The 551-nt window shown below is 75.1% G+C and carries 1 protein-coding gene; it reads right to left on the reverse strand.

Going from position 1 to position 551, the window contains the following annotated elements:
* The coding region (locus P1P75_RS41905; RefSeq protein WP_319265375.1) for a CoA transferase at positions 1-551 on the reverse strand (551 nt) is incomplete at both ends.

The following is a 551-nucleotide window of genomic DNA, read 5'->3' on the forward strand; positions in this document are numbered from 1 at the left end:
GGCTGGGTGATGCCGCCGTGGTCGGTGAAGGTGCCGCGGGCGTCGAGGTGCGGATGGTGCGGGGCCTCGCGCAAGGACAGCACGGGCGCGACGCAGGCGTCGGTGCCCTCGAAACGGGCCGTCCACGCCTCGCGGGTGCGGGAGGCGAAGCGGGCCGCGACGGCCTCGCGCAGGTCGCCCCAGCGGGTCCGGTCCGTTCGGGCGTCGTCGAAGCCGTCGAGGCCGAGGAGGCGGACGAACTCGTCGTAGAACCGCGGTTCCAGGGCGCCGACGGCCATGTGGCCGCCGTCGGCGGTCTCGTAGGTGCCGTAGTAGGGGCAGCCGCCGTCCAGGAGGTTGGCGGCCCGGCGGTCCTGCCAGCCGCCGGCGGAGAGCATGCCGTGGATCATGGCGGAGAGATGGGCGGTGCCGTCGACGATGGCGGCGTCGACGACCTGGCCGGTGCCCGTGGCGCGCGCGTGGTGCAGCGCGGCGAGGACGCCGACGACGAGGTAGAGGGAGCCGCCCGCGTAGTCGCCGAGGAGGTTGGCGGGGGCGGCTCCCTCTACCTC

This window comes from Streptomyces sp. ID05-39B, from assembly GCF_033794725.1.
Lineage (GTDB): Bacteria > Actinomycetota > Actinomycetes > Streptomycetales > Streptomycetaceae > Streptomyces > Streptomyces bobili.